The organism is Lentzea rhizosphaerae, assembly GCF_042649515.1.
In the GTDB taxonomy this organism is placed as follows: Bacteria; Actinomycetota; Actinomycetes; order Mycobacteriales; family Pseudonocardiaceae; genus Lentzea; species Lentzea aerocolonigenes.
In genome coordinates this window covers 48,714-63,124 of the sequence record NZ_JBHRZI010000026.1, presented here as the reverse complement: position 1 = coordinate 63,124, position 14,411 = coordinate 48,714, and the positions used below count along the sequence as shown (strand labels likewise).

The 14,411-nt window shown below is 69.1% G+C and carries 17 protein-coding genes; 7 read left to right on the top strand and 10 right to left on the bottom strand.

The window, feature by feature from the left end; genetic code table 11:
- Positions 1-52 precede the first annotated feature (52 nt).
- Positions 53-619, top strand: a complete 567-nt coding sequence (locus tag ACFOWZ_RS29825; RefSeq protein WP_382377230.1) for a GNAT family N-acetyltransferase — start codon at positions 53-55, stop codon at positions 617-619.
- Positions 619-1,467: an alpha/beta fold hydrolase gene (locus ACFOWZ_RS29820; RefSeq protein WP_382377229.1), complete on the top strand. Its 849-nt coding sequence runs from the start codon at positions 619-621 to the stop codon at positions 1,465-1,467. The genes ACFOWZ_RS29825 and ACFOWZ_RS29820 overlap by 1 nt, the downstream gene beginning before the upstream one ends.
- Here the strand turns inward: ACFOWZ_RS29820 and ACFOWZ_RS29815 are convergent.
- The 3 genes from ACFOWZ_RS29815 to ACFOWZ_RS29805 all read right to left on the bottom strand — a co-directional run bounded on the left by ACFOWZ_RS29815 (position 1,417) and on the right by ACFOWZ_RS29805 (position 3,972).
- Positions 1,417-1,962, bottom strand: a complete 546-nt coding sequence (locus tag ACFOWZ_RS29815) for a hypothetical protein (RefSeq protein ID WP_382377228.1) — start codon at positions 1,960-1,962, stop codon at positions 1,417-1,419. The two genes, ACFOWZ_RS29820 and ACFOWZ_RS29815, sit on opposite strands and share 51 nt — an antisense overlap.
- 106 nt (positions 1,963-2,068) lie before the next feature.
- Positions 2,069-2,716: a response regulator gene (locus ACFOWZ_RS29810; RefSeq protein WP_382377227.1), complete on the bottom strand. Its 648-nt coding sequence runs from the start codon at positions 2,714-2,716 to the stop codon at positions 2,069-2,071.
- Positions 2,713-3,972: a sensor histidine kinase gene (locus ACFOWZ_RS29805; RefSeq protein ID WP_382377226.1), complete on the bottom strand. Its 1,260-nt coding sequence runs from the start codon at positions 3,970-3,972 to the stop codon at positions 2,713-2,715. Before ACFOWZ_RS29805 ends, ACFOWZ_RS29810 begins: the two co-directional genes overlap by 4 nt.
- Before the next feature lie 149 nt (positions 3,973-4,121).
- On the opposite strand from ACFOWZ_RS29805, the gene ACFOWZ_RS29800 reads away from it, so the two are divergent.
- Positions 4,122-5,357, top strand: coding sequence for an ABC transporter substrate-binding protein (locus ACFOWZ_RS29800; protein WP_382377225.1), 1,236 nt, complete (start codon positions 4,122-4,124; stop codon positions 5,355-5,357).
- 14 nt (positions 5,358-5,371) lie between these two features.
- Positions 5,372-6,124: an MBL fold metallo-hydrolase gene (locus tag ACFOWZ_RS29795; RefSeq protein WP_382377224.1), complete on the top strand. Its 753-nt coding sequence runs from the start codon at positions 5,372-5,374 to the stop codon at positions 6,122-6,124.
- On the opposite strand, the gene ACFOWZ_RS29790 is transcribed toward ACFOWZ_RS29795, so the two are convergent.
- The 3 genes from ACFOWZ_RS29790 to ACFOWZ_RS29780 are packed head-to-tail and all read right to left on the bottom strand — an operon-like array spanning position 6,111 to position 9,286.
- A complete protein-coding gene (locus tag ACFOWZ_RS29790) occupies positions 6,111-6,533 on the bottom strand; it encodes a VOC family protein (RefSeq protein ID WP_382377223.1) in 423 nt (140 codons plus the stop codon). The genes ACFOWZ_RS29795 and ACFOWZ_RS29790 overlap by 14 nt on opposite strands.
- A gap of 10 nt (positions 6,534-6,543) precedes the next feature.
- On the bottom strand, positions 6,544-6,978 hold the full coding sequence (locus tag ACFOWZ_RS29785; RefSeq protein WP_382377222.1) for a helix-turn-helix transcriptional regulator: 435 nt from the start codon (positions 6,976-6,978) through the stop codon (positions 6,544-6,546).
- A 52-nt stretch (positions 6,979-7,030) separates the two neighbouring features.
- The gene (locus ACFOWZ_RS29780; protein ID WP_382377221.1) at positions 7,031-9,286 is read right to left on the bottom strand and encodes a glycosyl hydrolase family 18 protein; all 2,256 of its coding nucleotides are present in this window, start codon (positions 9,284-9,286) and stop codon (positions 7,031-7,033) included.
- A 214-nt stretch (positions 9,287-9,500) separates the two neighbouring features.
- Between ACFOWZ_RS29780 and ACFOWZ_RS29775 the strand changes: the two genes are divergently transcribed.
- On the top strand, positions 9,501-9,950 hold the full coding sequence (locus ACFOWZ_RS29775; protein WP_382377220.1) for a hypothetical protein: 450 nt from the start codon (positions 9,501-9,503) through the stop codon (positions 9,948-9,950).
- Positions 9,951-9,992: 42 nt separating this feature from the next.
- Here the strand turns inward: ACFOWZ_RS29775 and ACFOWZ_RS29770 are convergent, their stop codons facing one another.
- The 4 genes from ACFOWZ_RS29770 to ACFOWZ_RS29755 are packed head-to-tail and all read right to left on the bottom strand — an operon-like array spanning position 9,993 to position 12,132.
- A complete protein-coding gene (locus tag ACFOWZ_RS29770) occupies positions 9,993-10,988 on the bottom strand; it encodes a YdcF family protein (protein WP_382377219.1) in 996 nt (331 codons plus the stop codon).
- A gap of 22 nt (positions 10,989-11,010) precedes the next feature.
- Positions 11,011-11,202, bottom strand: a complete 192-nt coding sequence (locus tag ACFOWZ_RS29765; RefSeq protein ID WP_382377218.1) for a hypothetical protein — start codon at positions 11,200-11,202, stop codon at positions 11,011-11,013.
- A 16-nt stretch (positions 11,203-11,218) separates the two neighbouring features.
- Positions 11,219-11,371 carry a hypothetical protein gene (locus tag ACFOWZ_RS29760; RefSeq protein WP_382377217.1) on the bottom strand — a complete coding sequence of 51 codons (153 nt, stop codon included), beginning with the start codon at positions 11,369-11,371 and terminating at the stop codon, positions 11,219-11,221.
- A 23-nt stretch (positions 11,372-11,394) separates the two neighbouring features.
- The gene (locus ACFOWZ_RS29755; RefSeq protein WP_382377216.1) at positions 11,395-12,132 is read right to left on the bottom strand and encodes a phosphotransferase; all 738 of its coding nucleotides are present in this window, start codon (positions 12,130-12,132) and stop codon (positions 11,395-11,397) included.
- A gap of 33 nt (positions 12,133-12,165) precedes the next feature.
- On the opposite strand from ACFOWZ_RS29755, the gene ACFOWZ_RS29750 reads away from it, so the two are divergent.
- Both ACFOWZ_RS29750 and ACFOWZ_RS29745 read left to right on the top strand, forming a co-directional pair.
- Positions 12,166-12,927, top strand: coding sequence for an IclR family transcriptional regulator (locus tag ACFOWZ_RS29750; RefSeq protein ID WP_382377215.1), 762 nt, complete (start codon positions 12,166-12,168; stop codon positions 12,925-12,927).
- Positions 12,928-12,957: 30 nt separating this feature from the next.
- Entirely contained in the window at positions 12,958-14,403 is a 1,446-nt protein-coding gene (locus tag ACFOWZ_RS29745) for an aldehyde dehydrogenase family protein (protein ID WP_382377214.1), read from the top strand.
- Positions 14,404-14,411 lie beyond the last annotated feature (8 nt).

Genomic DNA, 14,411 nt, shown 5'->3' with positions numbered 1-14,411 from the left:
ACTGAACGTGGTGACACCCTGACAGTTCAGCCACGCCACTACGCTGGCCCTCGTGATCCGGATCGTGCCGTCGGACGAGGTGCCGTGGGAGGACGTCGAGGCGATCTTCGACGGTTCCGAACCCGGCAAGTGCCACTGCCAGCGCTACAAGGTCAAGGGCTGGATGTGGCGCGACTCGACGCTGGACGAACGGGTCGCCGCGCACACCGAGCAGTCCGCGCGCGGCAGCGGGCTGGTGGCCTACGTGGACGACCAGCCCGCCGGGTGGGTCGCGGTCGAACCCCGGTGCGACTACGCGAAGCTCCTCGACATGCCCATCCCGTGGAAGGGCCGTTCCGAGGACAAGGACGACGACGGCGTGTGGGCCGTGACGTGTTTCGTGGTGCGCAAGGGTTTCCGGCGGCAGGGCCTCACCTACGAGCTGGCTGCGGCCACCGTCGACCACGCACGTGCGCACGGTGCTCGCGCGGTCGAGGCGTACCCGATGATCGCGGCGCCCGGCCAGAACGTCACCTGGGGTGAGATGCACGTCGGTGCGCGGCAGGTGTTCGAGGAGGCCGGGTTCACGCAGGTCACCCATCCCACCAAACGACGCTTCGTGATGCGGGTGGACTTCTGATGGACTTCGACGAGATCGTCATCGACACCGAGCGCGGGCCCGTTCCAGCCCTGACCACGGGCGACGGCCCGATCGTCGTGTGCTGGCACGGTTTCCCCGACCACCCGGCGTCGTTCGGCCCCCTCGCCGAACGCCTCGTCGCCGCGGGCCGTCGCGTGGTCGCGCCGTTCCTGCGCGGACACCACCCGTCGACCGTGGACGAGCTGCCGTTCGGTGACGGTCTGACGCTGGCCGCCGACGCCGCCGCGGTGAACGCCGCACTGTCCGACCAGCCGCTGGACGTGATCGGGCACGACATCGGTGCCGGGGTGGCCGGGCGGCTCGCGGCCGTGTGGCCGGAGCGGGTTCGGCGGGTCGTCACGATGTCCGTGCCGCCGCCGGGCGCGTTGGGCACGATCTTCGACGATCCCGCGCAGCAGCAACGGTTCTTCTACCTGTTCCTGTTCCTGTTGCCTGGCGTCGCCGAGGCCCTGTTCAACGACGAGCTGATCGGTTACCTGTGGCGCACGTGGTCGCCGGGGCTCGAGGTGCCGGAGCACGTGAGGCAGCTGTACGCGGATCCGGGGGTGCGGGCCAACGCGCTGAAGCTGTACCGGGCGAACTTCGACCGGTCGCTGCACGACCCCGCCCTCACCGAACTCGCGAGGATCTCCGAGAAGCCCGCGCCGATCCCGATGCTGGTGCTCGCGGGTGCCGAGGACGGGTGCATCACGCCCGACAACTACAAAAGCGCCGCCACGGGTCTCGCCCCGGGGTCGCGGGTCGAGATCGTGGCGGGCGCCGGGCACTTCCTGCAGCTAGACCGCCCCGACGAGGTCGCGGCGCTCGCGCTTGACTGGCTGCGCTGACTTCCGGATCCGGCCCCACGGCTTGAACACCGACAGGACGTAGGCGAACAGCAGCAGCGTCGGCGCGACTACGACCGGGTGCAGCAGATCGGACGGGATGACCGCGCTCGGGTCGCCCGCCAGCATGCGCTCCCCGATCCGTGCCGCCTCGGCCACGCCCGGCCGCAACGCGAACGCGATCAGCAGCGACATGCCGACGTTCATGAAGAGCTTGACGGCGACCCACCAGTACCTCACCAACCCGTACTTGCTGCCGACGCCGAGCACGACGCCCGAGATCATGCAGACGACGCTGGCGCCGAACATGGGCCAGATCGCGAACACGTCGACCGCCTGGATCGCGATCGCCGCGGTGACGACGTCCTCAGTGGACAGTGCGACCACGACGAGGATGCCCAGTGCGAGGTCGATGCCGAGCCACGCCGCCGCCGACAGGACGTGCACGAGCAGCACGGCCTTGCGGGCGCGGCCGCTGAGCTTGCGGGTGGTAGTCATCGCGGTGCACTCCTTCTCTCGTGGTGTCGCGTCTTACTCTCGCGACCACGAGGGCGTGCATCATCCGCTCACGTTCTGATCTCGCGTACGTCAGTTTGCGTACGCCTCACCCGCCCGGCGTCACGATCCCGCGCTCGTACGCGAACACCACCGCGTGCGTGCGGTCCCGCAGTCCGAGCTTGGCCAGCACCCGCGACACGTGCGTCTTCACCGTCGTCTCCCCCAGGAACAACGACGCCGCGATCTCCGCGTTCGACGCACCCTTGGCGAGCTCCACCAGCACCTCGAACTCGCGGTCGGTCAGCTCCGGCGGCCGGGTGCGCTCACGGGCACCGGTGCTGAACCGCGCGATCACCCGCCGCGTCACCTCGGGCGACAGCAACGCGTCGCCGCGCGCGACGACCCGCACGGACTCGACGAGGTCCTCCGGCGACGCGTTCTTCAGCAGGAACCCGCTCGCGCCCGCCTGCAACGCCTCGAACAGGTAGTCCTCGCGGTCGAACGTCGTCAGGATGACCACCCGAGTGCCGTCACCGGCCGCGAGGATCCGCCGGGTGGCTTCGAGGCCGTCCATGCGCGGCATCTGCACGTCCATCAGCACGACGTCGGGCCGCAGCCGCGACACCAGCTCCACCGCGTCGGCACCGTCACCTGCCTCGCCGACCACCTCGATGCCCGGCTCCGTGCCGAGGATGACCCGGAAGCCGGCACGGACCAGGTCCTGGTCGTCGGCCAGCACGACTCGCAAACTCACGCCTTCTCCTCCGTAGGCAGTGATGCACGGACCAGATAGCCCGCATCACGCCGTGGTCCTGCTTCCAGCGAACCGCCGTGCACGGCCAGACGTTCGCGCATCCCGACCAGTCCGAAACCTGCGTCGGTGGACGATGAGGGTCCACGGCCGTCGTCGGTGATCTCCAGTTCGAGTGCGCTGTCCAGGAAACGCATCCGTACGTCCACGTGTTGCGCGTCTGCGTGTTTGACCACGTTCGTCAGCGCCTCCTGCACGACCCGATACGCGGACAACGCCACACCGGACGGCACCTCTCTCGGTGCGCCGTACACGCCGTGCGAGACCTCCAGGCCCGCAGCGCGCGCGTTCTCGAAGAGTTCCGGCAGATCGTCGAGGCCGGGTGCCGCCCGCAAGTCCTCCTGGGCGTCCGCGCGCAGCACGCCGAGGAGCCCGCGCAGTTCGTTGATCGCGGTCCGCGCGGTCTGCTCCACGGTCTGCAACGCGTCGCGCGCCATCGCGGGATCGGAGTCCAGCACCCGGCGCGCGGCACCGGCCTGGATGCCCATCACGGACACGTGGTGCGCCACCACGTCGTGCAGGTCGCGGGCGATGCGCAGGCGTTCGGCCGCGATGGCACCGGCGGTGTTGCGCTCCTGCGAGCGCCGCAGCTCCTCGGCCTGGAACTCGAGCTGCGCCCGGCGCCGTGCCGCCGTCCACGCCATCTCGCCGACCACGTAGGCGAACAGGAAGAAGAAGATGTTGAACTCCAGTCCGTAGAGGACGGAGGCGAGCAGGGGATCCAAGGGGCCCGCGGCGTCCTTGAACCCTGCCGTTTTCGGGCCGATCAGGGCGCGCACGAGGCCGAAGCCGAGCCACAGGAACATCACGACGATCACACCGATGCGCGACCAACGCGCAATGAGCCGGTTCTGCTCCCACGCGCCGACAGTGAAGATCGCGAGGAACAGCACGGCCGACGGCACCAGGTTGTCGCCGACCTGCCGCCACTGCGCCGCGATGAACACCGCCGACACGACGAGCATGACCGCCAGCGGGTAGCGGCGACGCACCACCAGCGGCACGGACAGGGCGAGCACCCACGCCAGCTGCTCGCGCAGGCCGGGAGCACGTCCGAACGCGAAGGCTCCCATGCTGTTGATCAGCACGGTGGCCTCCACCGCGCACAGCACCACGATCACCGCGATGCCGACGTCGCGCCGCCGTTGCGCGGGCGTCGGGCCAGGCCGGCGCCATTCGTTCCACACGGGCTCTTCCACCGGATCACGGTACCTGTCGCGAACTTTCCATCGGCAATCGAAGTTGTTGTGCCTCGAAGGTGTTTCGGAACACAAAATTGGACTCACCGGCAGCCGCTACCCAATAATTCCCGCTACCCACGAGTAACCACCCTGCGACAAGGTCTCGGATGCCCATTCGCCAGCTATTCCTGTGCGCCACCCTCCTGCTGCCCGCACTGACCGCCTGTGCCACGAATGACAAGACTGACACCAGCATTCGGACTGGGCCTGGCGTCACCCCTGAATCGATTTCGCTCGGTGTGTTGACAGACATGACAGGACCGTTCAAAGGTTCTTCTGTTTTTCGCATCCGCGGATATGAGCTCTATCTGGACCAGGTCAACAAACGCGGTGGCGTGTGCGGGCGGCGCATCGAGCTGAAGCAGAAGGACCACGCGTACGACGTCCAGAAGGCGCTCGACGGCTATTTCGACCTGGAACCGCAGGTGCTCGGGTTCATCGACGTGCTCGGCCAGCCGATGACCGCCGCCATCGAGCCTGACCTGATGCAGACGCGAGCGCTGACCGTGCCCGGTTCCTGGGCGGCCGACCTGCTCGGCAACCCGCACATGATGATCGTCGGCACCACTTACGACCTCGACGTCATCAACGGCCTCGACCACTACAAGCGCAAGGGTGTGCTCACCACCGGCGACACCGTCGGCCACGTCCACCTCCGCGGCAGCTTCGGTGACAACGCGCTGGAGGGCAGCAGGTTCGTCGCGGAGAACTGGGGCATGAAGGTGTCCGAGCAGGCGGTCACCGAGACGACCGCCAACTTCGCCGAGCAGATCGCCGCGTTGAAGGCCGCCAACGCCAAGGTGCTCGTGTTGAGCCTGACTCCCCCGCAGGCCGCCGCCGCGGTCGGCATCGTGGCGCAGCTCGGCTGGACGGTGCCGATCCTCGCCAACGCCGTCAGCTACGACGCGGCGATCATGCAGTCGCCGGTCGCGCCGGTCTTCGCCAAGCAGGTGCTGATCCCCACGCCCGTCGCGCCGTGGAGCGCCGACGCGCAGGGTGTCCGCGAGCTGCGCGACAGCTACCACCAGCGGTTTCCAGGCGAGGAAGGCACGCTGAACACCGTGCACGGCTACACGGTCGCGATGGCGTTCGTGGCCGTGCTGGAAAAGGCGTGCGCCAAGAAGGACCTGAGCCGTGACGGCGTGCTGCGCGCGTTCCACGACACCAACTCGCTCAACACCAAGAGCCTCACCGGCGAGCTGCGGTTCTCGTTGGTGGGCAGGCCGTCCGCGACCCAGTCGTACATGAGCCGGCCGGACGCGAAGGTGCCCGGCACGCTGAAGGTCGAGGAAAACCTCATGGAGTCGGAACTGGTGAAGCTCAAGGGAACCCGCGCCCGTTGATCTACGGTTGACGGATGGGCCTCGATCTCACGGTGCTCGGGTGCGCGACCCCGTACCCGAGCACGGACAACCCCTGTTCCGGCTACCTCGTGTCGCACGGCGACACTCGCTTGTGGATGGACGCGGGCACCGGCACGCTCGGCCCGCTCCAGCGCCACACCCGGCTGGAGGACCTCGACGCGATCTGGATCTCGCACCTGCACGCCGACCACAGCGCCGACCTGCTCACCACCTACTACGCCCTGCTCTTCGCGGACGTCGAGCGCGACCGGATCCCGTTGTACGGCCCGCCCGGCATCGCCGACCGCCTCGCCACTTTCCTCACGAACGGCCCGCAACGCAGCCCTGTCGAGGACGCGTTCGAGATCACCGAACTGCACCACGGTCACAAAACCGCGGTCGGCTCCCTACGGCTGACGACGGCGGCCGTCGAGCACGGCATCCCCGCGTTCGGAGTGCGGATCGAGGCGGCGGGCGCGTCGCTCACCTACTCCGGTGACACCGCACCGTGCCGGAACCTCACCGAGCTGGCGAGCGGCACCGACGTGCTGCTGTGCGAGTCGGAGAGTGCCGTGAAGACGTCCGACATGGCCCATCACACGCCGGAGGACGCGGGCGAGACCGCGACGGCGGCCGGCGCACGCAGGTTGGTCATCACGCACGTGGGCCGCTTCCTGACCCCGCAGGAAGCGGTCACCCGTGCCTCGGCCCGTTACTCGGGGCCGATCGACCACGCCGCGCCGGGCGTCACGTTCAGCGTTGGTTGATGCGGACCAGATTCCCGGCCGGGTCGCGGAACGAGCAGTCCCGCACGCCCCACGGCTGGTCCTCCGGCTCCTGCAGCACCTCGCCGACGCCTTCCTTCTCCACCCACGCCTTCGCACGGTCGAACGTGCCCTGGAGGTCGTCGGCGGCGAGCGAGAGGGCCGTGTAGACGCCCTTCGCCATGAGGACGGCGATCGTGCGGCGTTCCTCGTCGCTCACGCCGGGGTCGGCGGCGGGCGGGTGCAGCACGATTCCGGTCTCGGGCTGGGCGGGCGGGCCGACGGTGATCCAGCGCATCGTGCCCTGGCCCACGTCCTGGCGGACCTCGAAGCCGAGCGCGTCGCGGAAGAAGCCGAGGGACTTCTCGGGGTCGTCTGCCGGCAGGAACGCCGAGGCGATGATGACTGACATGGCGATCAACCTAATCGGACGGACCCGCCGCCGCTTCTTTATTCCTGATCGGACGCATCACGGCTTTGGCGAGGCAGTTCGGGATGCCCTGGCCGTCTTCGGAGGCGACCTTGCGGTACTGGCTCGGTGACATGCCGACGAGCTCCGAGAACCGCGTGCTGAACGTGCCGAGCGACGTGCAGCCGACCTCGAAGCAGACCTCGGTGACGGACATGTCGCCGCGGCGCAGCAACGTCATCGCGCGCTCGATGCGCCGGGTCATGAGGTAGCTGTACGGCGACTCGCCGAACGCCGCGCGGAACGCCCTCGACAGGTGTCCGGCGGACAGGTGGACGCCGCGCGCCAGTGCCGCGACGTCGAGCGGCTCGCGGTACTCGCGGTCGATCCTGTCGCGGACCTTGCGGAGCAGCACGAGCTCCTGCAGGCGCGGGTCTTGGGCGGTCACGACAACAGCCTAAGACCCGCGCCCGACAGATCGCTGACGAATCGATCAGGTGCTAGCAGGCGCCCTGGTCTCGCCAGACGCCCCACTCACCGGTGGTGCCGGGCTCCTCACCCTTCGTCCACCACTGGGCGCGCCACTTGCGGCCCTTGTGCGACACCTCGTTGCCGCCGGTGTAGACCTGCTCGCGGTCCCACGCGGGCAGCGAACAAGCCGGGTTCGACGTGGTGGTCGTCGTCGTGGTGGTCGTGGACGTCGGCGTGCTGCCGCCGCCGATCTTCGGGTAGTCGGCGGTGATGGCGTACGACTGACCGCCGAACGTGAACACGAAGTTCGACGGCGTCGAGATCGGCAGCTGGTAGCTGACCGTCATCTCGATCGACGCGCCCGGTGCGAGCGACTGCCACGACGGCAGCGTGAGCTCCGCCTTCTGGAAGTCACCCTTCAGGCCGCCCACGTTGGAGCCGCTGTGGCCCTTCGTCACGACCTTCAACCCGAAGCCGGACTGGTCGGCCATGCTGCCCGGCGCGCTGGTGCCGTAGTCGAACGAGATCTTCGTGCCACCGGGGATGGTGACGGTCGACCGGTTCGTGAACTTGATCTTCGGCGTGATCGGGTAGTTGTTGTCCCCCAACGCGAAGCCGTACACGTCCACGTCGACCGCGAGCGCCTGCGACTGCTGCGAGGCCGCCTTCGAGGCACCGTAGGGCGCGGCGCCGTTGAGGCCGGTGTTGATGGTCGACAGCAGCGTGTCACCGATGAAGTACTCCTTCTTCACGGAGTCGTACTTGTAGTCGCCGGCGAGCTCCCAGATCATGATGCCGCCGAGCCCCTTGTCGCGCACGTACTTGGCCTTCTCCGCGATCGACTGCTCGGTCTCGGTGGAGAGGAACACCTTCTTGTCGTTGTTCCACAGCCACGGCGACTTCAGCGTCGCGTCGTAGTACGGCGCGTAGGTGCCGGTCAGGCGGTCCGTCGGGTCGTTGACCGGGTCCAGCCCGTACTGCGAGGAGTACGAACCGGTGACCTTGGCTTCGAGGTTCTTGGTGTGCCACAACGGGTTCACACCGGACGGAACCTCAGCGCCACCCGCCGTGACGTCGTGCCAGAGGTTGTCGATGCCGGTCGCGCCGTTGCCGCACGGCGTGGTCGAGCCGACGGACGAACCGGTGCCGGGCGGGCACTTCGACTGGTCCGGCAGCGCGGCCTTGCCCCACAACCCGTTCGTGCCACCGGTGACACCCTGCCAGCCGCGCGAGTAGAACGGCACGCCGACGTTGATGCGTCCGGCCTGCATGGCGCCGCGGTAGTAGTGGTACGCCCAGTCGGTGTTGAGGTAGCCCATGCCCTCGTACTGCGGCGCCGTGTACACGCCACCGGCCGAGAGTTCGCCGTCCTTGCCGTCGTCGTAGAGCGCGGCGTTCGGCCCGACGAAGTGGTTCCACGAACCGTGCAGGTCGTAGCTCATGACGTTGAGGTAGTCGAGGTACTTGACGACCTGGTACGACTCCTGGCCGCGCAGCAACCAGCCGGACGCGGGCACGGCGGCGGTGAGCAGGTAGTGCTTGCCGTCGGCGGCACCGGCGCGGTCGAGCTTCTCCCGCAACGTCTTCATGATGGCCTGGTACCCGGCCCACAACGTGCCGCGGTTGGCGTTGGAGATCCAGAAGTCGTCCGGGTTGCCCGCGTGGTTGTTGGAGGTGGCGTACTCGTAGTCGATGTCGGCGCCGTTGAACCCGTACTGGCGCAGGAAACCCACCACGCTGTCCGCGAACGTGTCGATCGCCGCCTGCGACTGCCCCAGCTTGTAGAAGCCGCCCGACGCGTTGCGCGTGCCGTCGGCGTTGAAGAAGCCACCGGTCTCCGCCCAGCCGCCGATCGAGATCAGCGTCTTGACGTTCGGGTACTGCTTCTTGAACTTGGTGAGCTGGTTGAAGTGCCCCTTGTAGGACAACGACGGGTCCATCTCGGCACCGGCGACACCGGGCCACTCCATGCCGATCGACGAGTTGTTCGCGTCGTTCGCACCGACCGAGATCTTGTTCTGCGCGTCGATGTGCGCGAACGCGTAGTTGAGGTGCGTGACCTTCGACCAGGGGATGTCCTTGGCGAGGTACCCCGGCTGACCGTTCTTGCCGGTCCTCCAGCTGGTGAAGTACCCGATGACGCGCCGGGACTTGTCCGAGCCCAGGTTCTCGCGGCCGGCGGTGTCGTAGACGGTGCAGTAGGGCACGTCGACGCCCGCCGTCTTGTACAGCCCGTCCGGCCGGCAGTCCTCGTGGGCGGCGGCCGCGGTGGGCGCGTTGGTCACAGCTATCACTGTCCCGGCTAGCAGGGCTAGCGCCGGGACCACTCTGGCGAGCAGTCGCAAGGGAAGGACCTCCTGGCTAGGGCGGCGGCCACTGCCCGGAACGGTAAAATGGTCCAGACCTTTACGTCAACAGGTTGATCACTGACAACGTTTGCGGCAGCAGAACGCGATCACTGACATTGGATGTCAGTGATACCGGCATAGCGTCCTCCCCATGAGTGCAAACGACTTCGACTTCTTCCACGGCCGCTGGCACGTCGCCCACCGCAAGATCGCCGACATCCCCGGACGCGGCACGGAGTGGGTCGAGTTCGGGGCGGAGACCGAGTGCCGGCCGATTCTGGGCGGCGCGGCGAACGTGGAGAGCCTGCGCGCCGACGGCTGGGAGGGCATGACGCTGCGCCAGTACGACCCCGAACGGGAGGTCTGGCGCATCTGGTGGGCCTCCACCCGCGCGCCCGGCCACCTCGACCCGCCGGTGGAGGGCCGGTTCGAGGGCGACCACGGCGTGTTCTTCGGCGACGACGTGGTCGGCGGGCAGGCGGTGAAGGTCCGGTTCGACTGGACTGCGGGTGCCGAACCTGTCTGGCAGCAGCAGTTCTCCTACGACGACGGTGCCACCTGGGAGACGAACTGGATCATGCGGTTCAGTCCGGTCGCGTGACCGGGAAGGTGGAAGAGCCGGGGCGAGCAAGCCCCGGCTCCTCTAGCCGATCTGGGTCAGCGCGAGGCCGCCCACCATCAGCACAACACACGCCAGACTGTGCACAACGGGGTTGCGGACCAGCAGCGCCACGAACTCCCGCAGGAACGCGCTGGGCACGAAGTACCAGGCCGTCGGCGCTCCGATGACCTGCAACCGCAGGCCCTGCTTGCGGGAGAGCACGGCGGTGCGGAACACGTGGTAGTTGTTCGTGACGGCGACGACCCGGCCGGTGAGGCCGCGATCGGCGAGCAACTTCTTGCTGTAGCGGAGGTTCTCCTCCGTGGTGGTCGCCTGGTCCTCCAGCACCACGTCCTCGGCGGGCACACCGCGTTCGAACAGGTACTCGCTCATCGCGAACGCCTCCGACACGTGCTCGTCGGAGCCCTTCCCGCCTGTCACGACGATCACGGGCGAGCGGCCCGCCTCCTGTTCGCGCCGGTACAGCCGCAACGCGCGGTCGAGCCGGTTCGCGAGCAGCGGCGGCACGCGGGAGCCGAGCAGGCCGGCGCCGAGCACCACGATGCCGTCGAACCCGCTGCGGCGCCCGGTGCGGCCGTAGATCACCGAGTACAGCAGCAGGCTCACGAACAGGAACGCGATGTAGGCCGACACCAGGAAAAGGCCGATCGCGCTGCCGCGGACCCAGTCGTTGGGCTGGCTGATGCCCCACGCGAAGTAGACCATCTCGCCCAGCAGTGCGAGACCGGCGAGCAGCGAGAGCAGGTTGCCGAGCGACCGGCCCTCGCGGCGGACCATCACCAGGCCGTTGGCGAGCAACGCGAGTGGGAGCAGCAGCAGGCCCAGCACGGCGAGCATGAACGCGAGCACCAGCGGCAGGCTGAGCACCGGGTTGTCCCGCCCGGCCTCCGCCAGGAGCAGCAACAACATCACCAGCGCGATGCCCAGCCAGACCGCGTTGCTCAGCCTGCGACGGTCGCGCAGCATCCCGTAGACGAAGAAAACGGCAGGGATCAGGAAAAGCAGGGCGGCCAGCACCGGCCAAGGGTAATACCGATGATCACTCGGTGCTGTCGGATCCCGAGGCGGGTTCCGGGGCGGGCTGCGCTGCGGGTTTCGGTCGCGGCCTCAACCGCACCGCACCGGCGGTGAGGTCGAGCGGACCGGTCTCCTCGTAGTCCTCGCCGGTGCCGGAGTCCGTCGCCTCGGTGCGGAGCTTGCGCCCCGGGAACAACTCGCCCAACTGACCCATGCCTTCGACCCTACCCTCAGAACAGGGCGATGAGCAGCACGATCACGGCGATCGCGACGATGATCGGGATCAGCGCGCCGGTGGGCGGCCTGCGGTAGTGGCTGCGGACCGTGGTCGTGCGGAAGAAGCTGAACGGCGCGCTGCGGCGGTGCCGGCGAACCCAGGGCATCTCGTCCTCCTCACAGTGACTTCCTAGATCGGGGATACCCCGGTCCCGAGGCGGTCGAGTACTCCAGCCAGACCAACCTCCGCCACCTCCTGGTCGCCGATGTCGTTGCCGTACAGCACCTCGTGCCACGGCCCGAGCCGGTGCCAGATCAACGCACGTCTGCGCAGCTCCCGGTCCACGCCGTAGGTGTCCGCGAACGCCTCGGCGAACTCGGGCGGCGTGTCGTGCAGCGCCCACGCCAGGTCGATCGCCGCGTCCCCGACGTGCAGGTCACCGAAGTCGATCACGCCGGTCAGCACGCCGTCACGGCCGAGCACGTGCTCGGGACCGAGATCGCCGTGCACGAGCGTGTCCGCGGGCAGCCCGTCGAGCTCGGCCAGGAACTCCTCGCCGCCGGGCACCCGCACCTCGGCGCGGAAACGCTCCACCGGCAACGGCCTGGGTCCGACGCCGCGCCGCACCGCCTCCGCCACGGGCGCCGCGTGCAGCGCGAGCAGGAACTCGCCCAGCTGCCTGCCCTGCACCGCGGTCGACGCCGTCAGTTCCTCGCCGGGCACCAGTTCGTGGCGCACCACCACCGGATCGCGCGACACCACCACCGGCACCGGGACAGGCAGCGGCAGCAGAGGAGCGAGCCACGGCATGACCACCGACTCGCGTTCGAGCTGCGGCCCGACCTCGGGACGGCGCGGCCGCCGTTCCACCCAGCGTTCGTCGACCAGCACGGCCGTGCTGTCCCAGCCCTCACCCAGGTACGTCACGCGCCCAGTGTTACCAGGGGTCAGAATCTCGGGGTGGCCGCCACCGTCTCCTCCAAGCTGCTGTCGCTGCTCGGCACGTTCGACAGCAGGCACCGCCGCCAGACGCTCAGCGGCATCGCGCGGCGCAGCGGGCTGCCGATCAGCACCGTGCACCGGTTGCTGGCCGAGCTGGCCGAGTGGGGTGCGGTGCGGCGGCTCGACTCCGGTGAGTACGTGATCGGGCGGCGGATCTGGCGGCTCGGCCTGCTCGCGTCCGGGGAGGTGGACCTGAGCCGGGTCGCGGAGCCGTTCCTGCACGATCTGCACGCCGCGACGCGGGCCGTGGTGCACCTGGCCGTGCGGGAGGGGACGGAGGTCCTCTACCTCGACCGGGTGTCCGGGCACGCGTCGGTGCCGATCGTGAGCTCGACCGGCAGCCGGTTGCCGCTGCACTCGACCGGCGTCGGCAAGGTGCTGCTCGCGCACGCGCCCGCGGACGTGCAGGAGGAGGTCATCCAGCACAGGCTGACCCGCTTGACCCCGTACACGGTCACCGAGCCGGGACGGATGCGCGCGCAGCTGCACCGGATCAGGCGTGACGGGTACGCGCAGACGTTCGAGGAGATGACGCTCGGGGCGTGCAGCGTGGCGGTGCCGGTCGAGGTGGACGGGCACGTCGTCGCGGCGCTCGGCATCGTGGTGCCGGATCTGCGCAACGTGCGGGCACGGCTGGTGGCGGCGTTGCAGGTCGCGGCGAAGGGCATCGGGCGGACGCTGCAGCCGGGTTTCCACCCACCGGAAGACGGTATTGGATGACGCACGTCACAGGCGGTTGAATCTTCAACCGTGGCAAGTGAAAAGCGTGAGCTCATCATCGGCGGCGAAAACGTTCCCGCGTTGGACGGCCGCACCACTGACGACCTCAACCCGTACACGGGTGAGGTGTACGCCGTCGTCGCCGCGGCCGGGACCGCCGACGTCGCGCGTGCCGTCGACGCGGCGGAGGAGGCGTTCGCGGAGTGGTCCGCGACGCCGCCGTCGGCCCGGCGGCGAATTCTGCTGAAAGCCGCCGACGTGCTGGAGTCCCGCACCCCGGAGGCCATCGCGCTGATGGCCCAGGAGGTCGGTGGCGTCGCCGGTTGGGCCGGTTTCAACGTGATGCTGGCGGCCGGCATGCTGCGCGAGGCGGCCGCGGCGGTCACCCAGCCCGTCGGCGAGGTGCTGACGACGGAGAAGCCGGGGCAGCTGTCGCTCGCGGTGCGGGAGCCGCTCGGCGTGGTGGCGGCGTTCTCGCCGTGGAACGCGCCGATCATCCTCAGCACGCGCGCCGTCGCCGCCCCGCTCGCCGCCGGCAACACCGTGGTGATGAAGCCCAGCGAGGACGCGCCGATCGCGGCCGGGCTGTTCATCGCCGACGTGCTGCACGAGGCCGGGTTGCCGGCGGGCGTGCTCAACGTCGTGACGAACGCACCGTCCGACGCCGCGGAGATCGCGGAGGCGCTGATCGCCGACCCGCGGGTGCGGGCGGTGAACTTCACCGGGTCGACCGAGGTCGGCCGCATCGTCGGAACCCTTGCCGCACAACACCTCAAGCCCGCGGTGCTGGAGCTCGGCGGCAAGAACTCGTTGCTGGTGCTCGACGACGCGGACCTCGACCACGCGGTCGAGGCGGCGACGTTCAGCGCGTTCTTCAACGCCGGTCAGATCTGCATGTCGGCCGACCGGATCCTGGTGCACGAGTCGGTGGCGGAGGAGTTCACCACGAAGTTCGCCGCCAAGGTCGCCTCGCTCCCCCACGGCGACCCCGCCGACCCCGGCACGGTGATCGGCCCGGTGATCACGCCGCGCTCCGCCGACCGCGTGGCCGCACTGGTCGCCGAGGCGGTCGAGGCGGGTGCGCGCGTGCGGGCCGGTGGTGACGGCGTCCCGCACGTGCTGGACGGCGTGACGCCGCAGATGCGCATCTTCACCGAGGAGATCTTCGGCCCGGCCGTCGTCGTGACCACGGTCGCGGACGACGACGAGGCAGTCGCCATCGCCAACGACACCGAGCACGGCCTGACCGCGGGCATCCTCACCGAGGACGCACGGCGCGGCCTCGCCCTGGCCCGGCGGATCCGCACCGGCATCGTGCACGTCGGCAACCAGACCGTGGACGACGCGCCGCAGGTGCCGTTCGGCGGGGTCAAGGCCAGCGGGTACGGCAGGTTCGGTGGCCGGTGGGGCATCGAGTCCTTCTCCGCCACCCGCTGGGTCACCGTCGCCAGCGACCACGGCCACTTCCCGATCTAGCTGGTTTG

Bases quoted from the DNA above. Each gene is read 5' to 3' on its own strand.
- ACFOWZ_RS29815 (WP_382377228.1), bottom strand. From the start codon at position 1,962: ATGACTACCACCCGCAAGCTCAGCGGCCGCGCCCGCAAGGCCGTGCTG.
- ACFOWZ_RS29800 (WP_382377225.1), top strand. From the start codon at position 4,122: ATGCCCATTCGCCAGCTATTCCTGTGCGCCACCCTCCTGCTGCCCGCA.
- ACFOWZ_RS29775 (WP_382377220.1), top strand. From the start codon at position 9,501: ATGAGTGCAAACGACTTCGACTTCTTCCACGGCCGCTGGCACGTCGCC.
- ACFOWZ_RS29765 (WP_382377218.1), bottom strand. From the start codon at position 11,202: ATGGGTCAGTTGGGCGAGTTGTTCCCGGGGCGCAAGCTCCGCACCGAG.
- ACFOWZ_RS29790 (WP_382377223.1), bottom strand. From the start codon at position 6,533: ATGTCAGTCATCATCGCCTCGGCGTTCCTGCCGGCAGACGACCCCGAG.
- ACFOWZ_RS29820 (WP_382377229.1), top strand. From the start codon at position 619: ATGGACTTCGACGAGATCGTCATCGACACCGAGCGCGGGCCCGTTCCA.
- ACFOWZ_RS29795 (WP_382377224.1), top strand. From the start codon at position 5,372: ATGGGCCTCGATCTCACGGTGCTCGGGTGCGCGACCCCGTACCCGAGC.
- ACFOWZ_RS29760 (WP_382377217.1), bottom strand. From the start codon at position 11,371: ATGCCCTGGGTTCGCCGGCACCGCCGCAGCGCGCCGTTCAGCTTCTTC.